The sequence below is a fragment of the Neoaquamicrobium sediminum genome (assembly GCF_040970315.1).
Classification (GTDB): Bacteria; Pseudomonadota; Alphaproteobacteria; order Rhizobiales; family Rhizobiaceae; genus Aerobium; species Aerobium sediminum.
The window spans coordinates 1-5,604 of sequence record NZ_JAZHFV010000028.1; the positions used below are offsets into that span (position 1 = coordinate 1).

A 5,604-nucleotide genomic window follows, 5' to 3' on the forward strand; every position below is an offset into this window, starting at 1 on the left:
AGGCCACCATCAATTCAGCAGCAACCTTCCTCTACGCCGCTTCCGTCATGCTCCTCGTGAGGCGACTGGCGCGCCAGTCATGAGTTTCGAAACCGACTCTTACAAGATCTGCGAGAACTTGGCGCGGCTGGCAGGTCCTCTTCTGTAAATCAGAGTTGGGGTTGATCGCTGCGTCTTTTCTTAAGGTCATGCCGCAACCCTGCCTTTTTTGGATTCGGTTCTCTCTTTGATCTTGGACGAACTGGACCATTGGCGTTCCTTCTATGATGGCAACGTACATTTTAACCTGCGCATCCCGAGGAAGGACGAAATCGATTGAATTCGGATGCGATAGCTTTGGGCAGTCCAGTAGGCGATCTGGAAGGCGAGCATTTCATGCGTCGCGATGGCTCGCCCTTGCCATGGCCATCCTCATGGCCGTTGGGATTCGTCCCGGACGGCAGGCGCGTCACGTTTCGCTGCGCGACGCGAACCAGATGGCGGTCATTGATACCGTAACGCGCGAGGTGACCGGGCGTATTGATGTCGGGCGGTCACCCATCCAGGTGCATGGGACGCCGGACGGCCACTTCGTTTATGTCGCCAACCAGGGAACCGACGATGAGCCGGACGACGCGGTTTCGGTCATCGATACCGCCAGCAACACGGTCGTCAAGACGATTCGGACTGGCCGGGGAGCGCACAGGGTGACCGTCAGCAGCGACGGGGACTTTGCTTTCGTGACCAATATCATCGACGGCACGGTTTCGCGGATATCAGTCGCAAGCCAGTCGGTCGTCGACACCTACACAGTCGGCAAGGGACCGAACGGGATTACTTTCCAGACCCCTTGATACGCGAACGTGGGTGCCGAGACCGTCTCGGCGCCCGCGGGCAAAACCAAAGCCAGAATTGAGAAACACAGCCGTAACCGCTTTTCGCAAGGGACTTTTCTTGTCGGGATCCTACTCTTGACGTCCCTGCCCTGCTTTGTGGAGGACGCCGCCCTCCAAAGACACCGTACCGATGGCACCTCCGCAGCCTTGAGCCGCCCCGTCACCTCGTTGAGGCGCCGGCCGAATTCGGGCTCGAAACGGACGCGGCTACCGCCGTGCTATGACTCGCCGAGATCGGCGGGCCTGCCTGTCAGATCGCAGCGACCGCTTCGGCCAGCAGGTCGCGTACCTGACCCGCAACCGCATGCAGTGCAGGATTATCGATCGCCTGCATCGAGGCCACCGGGTCAATCGCGCTGACCTCGACCCCGCCTGCAACCTCGCGCAGGATCACATTGCAGGGCAGCATCGCGCCAACGCGCGGCTCGATACCGATGGCCTGATGCGCCATCTTAGGATTGCAGGCGCCAAGGATTCGATAGGGTGGCATGTCCACGTCGAGCTTCTTCTTCATAGTCGCCTTGACATCGATTTCGGTCAGGACGCCAAAGCCTTTGTCCGCAAGCGCCTTCCGGGTGCGGGCGTCGACCTCGTCAAAGTTCGCCCCGGTTACCAACCGATTGAACGTATAATTCATGGCGATTTCTCCCTGTAGGTTATTTTCGTAAATACTTGATCAGGGCGGCGATTGTTAGACCCACAAGGACCAGAATGACGATCGTCCCAAGCCAGCCGAACCCCATCCCCAAGCCCATACCGTAGTCGTTCATCATCGAATTTTCCTATCACGTGATGGTTCTGCCCCCGACAACAGACCTGCGTCAAAGCGGCGGGGGCAGCACTCATATCAGTTGTTGTCCATCATGCCTTTGCCCGTTGCCGGCATTCCGCCTTGTTGCCCGGCCATGTGGCTCTGCATCATTTCAGCCATGGCAGCCACTTCAGCCTCGGTCACTTGCGCATCACCGTCGGCGTCGTGCATCTGGAAGGCGCGCACCGTCATCGGCCGGGTGTGGGCCGCATGCATCACCGCGAATTCCTCCAACGACAACTTGCCATTGGTATCGGTGTCATAGGTCTTGAGTTCTGCCTGAATGCCTGCCGTCATCTCTTCGGGGCTGAGCGTACCGTCTTTGTTGGTATCAAAGGCGGCCATGGCATTGCTCTGGTGCCCATCCATCATCATGCCCATACCGCCGCCCATCATGCCGTGATGGCCGGCATCCCTCATGCCGCCGTGCCCACGCATCATACCCATGCCATCGCCCATCATACCGCCATTCTGCATTTGCGCCTGCTGGGCGATGACGGGCACAGCAACCGCCGCAAGCCCAAGGGCGGCAACGATTGAGAGGGTCAGCTTCGTTGAACGTTTCATGATTATCACTCCTGAATTGATCTGCGATGAGGTCAATCTGGGGTGCAGGTGTCCCACAGGTTTGTCAGGCGGGACGGCCATTTGTATCAAACTGTCGCAAACACCGTTCCGGTGAAGGTTTGCGACAATCTTCCGCCCGCGTGACCCCCAGGATCGGCTAGGGTCAGGTCCAGGAGATATGCTGATGACCAGTCCGCCCCATATCCTGATTGTCGATGATCACCGCGAGATCCGCGATGCCTTGGCGAAGTATCTGGAAAAGAACGGCATGCGTGCGACGACCGCGGCAAATGCCCTGGCGATGGACGCGGCGATGAAGGTGGGACAGTTCGATCTGATCGTGCTGGATGTAATGATGCCAGGCGAAGACGGCCTATCAGTCTGCCGCCGTTTGCGCGCCCAGGGTGGCATACCGATCCTGATGCTGACCGCACTTGGGGATGATACCGACCGCATCGTAGGACTTGAGGTCGGGGCCGATGACTATCTGCCGAAGCCATTCAACCCGCGCGAGCTCCTGGCCCGGATCAAGGCAATCCTGCGGCGGTCCGAACGGGCGCGGATGCCGGGTGACAACATTGCCGGGAACAGGCTGGCTTTCGACCGATGGGTTCTGGATACCGACAGGCGAAGACTGATCGATACCGAAGGCGCCGAAGTCGCGCTGACCACATCCGAATTCCGCCTTCTGACGGTGTTTCTGACCCGCCCACGCTTCGTGCTCAGCCGCGATCAACTACTCGATCTCACCTCTGGCCGGGCGGCACAGGTGTTTGATCGCACGATCGACAACCAGATCAGCCGATTGCGCCGCAAGATCGAGGCGGATCCAACCAAGCCCGTACTTATCGCCACCGTCTGGGGAGGCGGCTACAGTCTCGCCGCCGATGTAAGGGAGATGCCGTGAAGGCGCGCTTCGCCCGTTTGGGCAATCTGTTCCCGCAGTCCTTGGGTGGCCAGTTGCTGGCTATGCTGCTTTTGGCGCTCGTCACGACGCAGGGGCTTGGCCTCCTGCTGCTGACTGACGAGCGCAACCTCGCCGTGCGGGCGGCCTTGGGTTTCGAAGTGGCGGGACGCGCCGCGAATGTCGTGCTGCTGCTGGACGACGCGCCAGCAGATCTGCGCCCGTCCATCCTGAGGGCGGCAGATTCACCCCTGGTTCGGTTCGAAGTGGCACCTGCCCCTGAAGCACCGCACGATGGTAACGATGCAGACTCTGTTCTGGGTCAGATCCGGCAAATCCTCGGCAGTCCAGAACGTGAAATCCGGGCAGATATTCATGCCATTTCCATAACTCGCATGCCGATGCCCGACGGCATGCCAGCGGCAATGCGCCCCATGCACGACGCGATGATAGCCGGGCGGACGGAAGCGGTGGAAATGACGCTTTCGATCCGCCTGGCCAGAGGCGATTGGCTGAATGTGCGCACGATGTTCCATCGCCCGGGTCCGCAACTTTCGCCCAAGGCCCTGTTGCCGCTGCTGTTGATGGCCGTTGCCGTGGCCCTGGTGGCTTGGTGGACGGCTCGGCGTGTCGTGGGCCCGATGCGCGCGCTTGCCGTAGGAGCCGACCGGCTGGGGCGCGGCCTTGATGCTGGTCCACTGCCCATGACCGGGCCATCAGAGGTCCGCGACACCACGCTGGCCTTCAACCGGATGCAGGACCGGCTGACGCGCTTTGTGACCGAGCGCACACATATGCTCGCGGCGCTGAGCCATGATCTGCGTTCTCCGCTTACCGCGATGCGGCTCAGGATCGAGATGTTGGACGAAACCGAGGACAGTGTCCGCCTGAAGTCGCTGGTCGAGGAAATGCAGGCCATGGTCGAGGCGACGCTGGAATTTGCGCGCGGCGTCGCCAGGGCGGAACCCGAAGCCACGGTGGATCTTGCTGCTTTGCTGGCCAATATAGTGAGCGATATGGGCGGGGATCGGGCGAACCTCGCACCATCGCAGCCGATGCCCGTCACCATTCGCCCTCACGCGCTGAACCGAGCCCTGCGCAACCTGATCGACAATGCCGTCCGCTATGGCGACGTGGCAAACGTTACCCTGACGCAAGAACCGGGAATGGTCATCATCACCATCGCCGACTCGGGTCCGGGATTGCCCAAGGATCAGCTTGAGGCCGTCTTTGAGCCTTTCGTGCGGCTGGAAGGGTCTCGCAACCGGGATACGGGCGGGGTTGGTCTGGGTCTGGCCATCGCCCGAACCATTGTTCAGGCGCATGGCGGAACGGTCCTGCTGCGGAACCGGGCTGGAGGCGGGCTGGACGCAATAGTGCGGCTTCCGATCGGGGATACGTGAATCAGCCTGGCGGTCAGGGGAAAAAGCCAGCGCAGACTTCCTGAAGCAAAACGATTATCCGAAGTCGCCTTGCAGGGCGGCTGTTAGCGCGACTTAGCGCGCGGTCGTTGCGATCGTCAGAACGACGAAGCTCCAAAATCGGCTCGCGCAATACTCCCGCCGCGACCGTCAGTGCGTCCCCACCGATAGGCGCCCAGCTCAGGAGCAGGCAGCGGCGAACCCGCCGGTCGACCCGGTCGAGGGCGGCAGGGCCGATCGGAAACCATCCCTATCGCGAAAGCACTCCCCATCGCGCTCTAACGCCCGGTTGACCGCCGCGCCCAAGGCGTTCCGGAGAGCTCGATCCAACCGTGAACACAATTACGCCGTGCTCCTCCGGTAAAATATTTACTCAGCCTGTGAATTTGAGCTTGATTCTCCCCACACTGTATGTAGACAGTCGGGTCATTCGCAGAGTGCTTTTTGTGAGCTTTGCTTGCTGATCGGGGCCAGCTTTCTGTGGGATGTTTTAATGCTATTTTGGAATAATTTCATTGAGATAGGGGTCGTAAGCGGCATTCTATCTGCATTACTTTGGGTCTATTTGGAACGAGGTTGAACTTCGGTTCGCACATCGGAATCGTCAGATCGCCTCGACAGATAGACGTTGCGTGTCCCGCAGTAGTGGTTCGTTCGCTTGAACCGCCCCCGGGCTGTCGTTTGGCTGAATCCCGCCGTGGATCTGCTAGCATCGCGACATGCATTTGGGGGCCACGACGAATGCCACGACGGACCGCGAGATGCCGATCGGTTTTAACGCGTCAAGCGCAAGCAGCTTGGCCAAAACACCGGGTCGCGAAACTACAGGCCTACTTGGCGGAGGGTGGTTTTTCGCAAAGCCTTATAACCAAACGGAAGTCATCTAACCAAACGGCAGCCATCGCCGCATTCGGCGAGTTGCAGGAACTCTAAGAGGCCGTTTCGAAAAGGGTTGAGCGGTCGAGGTTCGCATGATTCCAAGCGGTTTGCTGACCTGCCTGGAGAATGTCATGTGGACCCCGACCA

At 60.0% G+C, this 5,604-nt stretch carries 5 protein-coding genes; 3 read left to right on the forward strand and 2 right to left on the reverse strand.

The features are described from left to right. Nucleotides 1-401: 401 nt before the first annotated feature. The gene (locus tag V1479_RS26030; RefSeq protein WP_244649390.1) at nt 402-833 is read left to right on the forward strand and encodes a YncE family protein; all 432 of its coding nucleotides are present in this window, start codon (nt 402-404) and stop codon (nt 831-833) included. Nucleotides 834-1,125: 292 nt separating this feature from the next. On the opposite strand, the gene V1479_RS26035 is transcribed toward V1479_RS26030, so the two are convergent. Both V1479_RS26035 and V1479_RS26040 read right to left on the reverse strand, forming a co-directional pair. Then, nucleotides 1,126-1,512, reverse strand: a complete 387-nt coding sequence (locus V1479_RS26035) for a DUF302 domain-containing protein (protein ID WP_173194336.1) — start codon at nt 1,510-1,512, stop codon at nt 1,126-1,128. 210 nt (nt 1,513-1,722) lie between these two features. After that, nucleotides 1,723-2,253, reverse strand: a complete 531-nt coding sequence (locus V1479_RS26040) for an EF-hand domain-containing protein (RefSeq protein ID WP_173194338.1) — start codon at nt 2,251-2,253, stop codon at nt 1,723-1,725. Nucleotides 2,254-2,437: 184 nt separating this feature from the next. On the opposite strand from V1479_RS26040, the gene V1479_RS26045 reads away from it, so the two are divergent. Continuing rightward, on the forward strand, nt 2,438-3,160 hold the full coding sequence (locus tag V1479_RS26045; RefSeq protein ID WP_173194340.1) for a response regulator: 723 nt from the start codon (nt 2,438-2,440) through the stop codon (nt 3,158-3,160). Beyond that, nucleotides 3,157-4,560: an ATP-binding protein gene (locus V1479_RS26050; protein WP_296940826.1), complete on the forward strand. Its 1,404-nt coding sequence runs from the start codon at nt 3,157-3,159 to the stop codon at nt 4,558-4,560. Before V1479_RS26045 ends, V1479_RS26050 begins: the two co-directional genes overlap by 4 nt. Nucleotides 4,561-5,604: the final 1,044 nt, after the last annotated feature.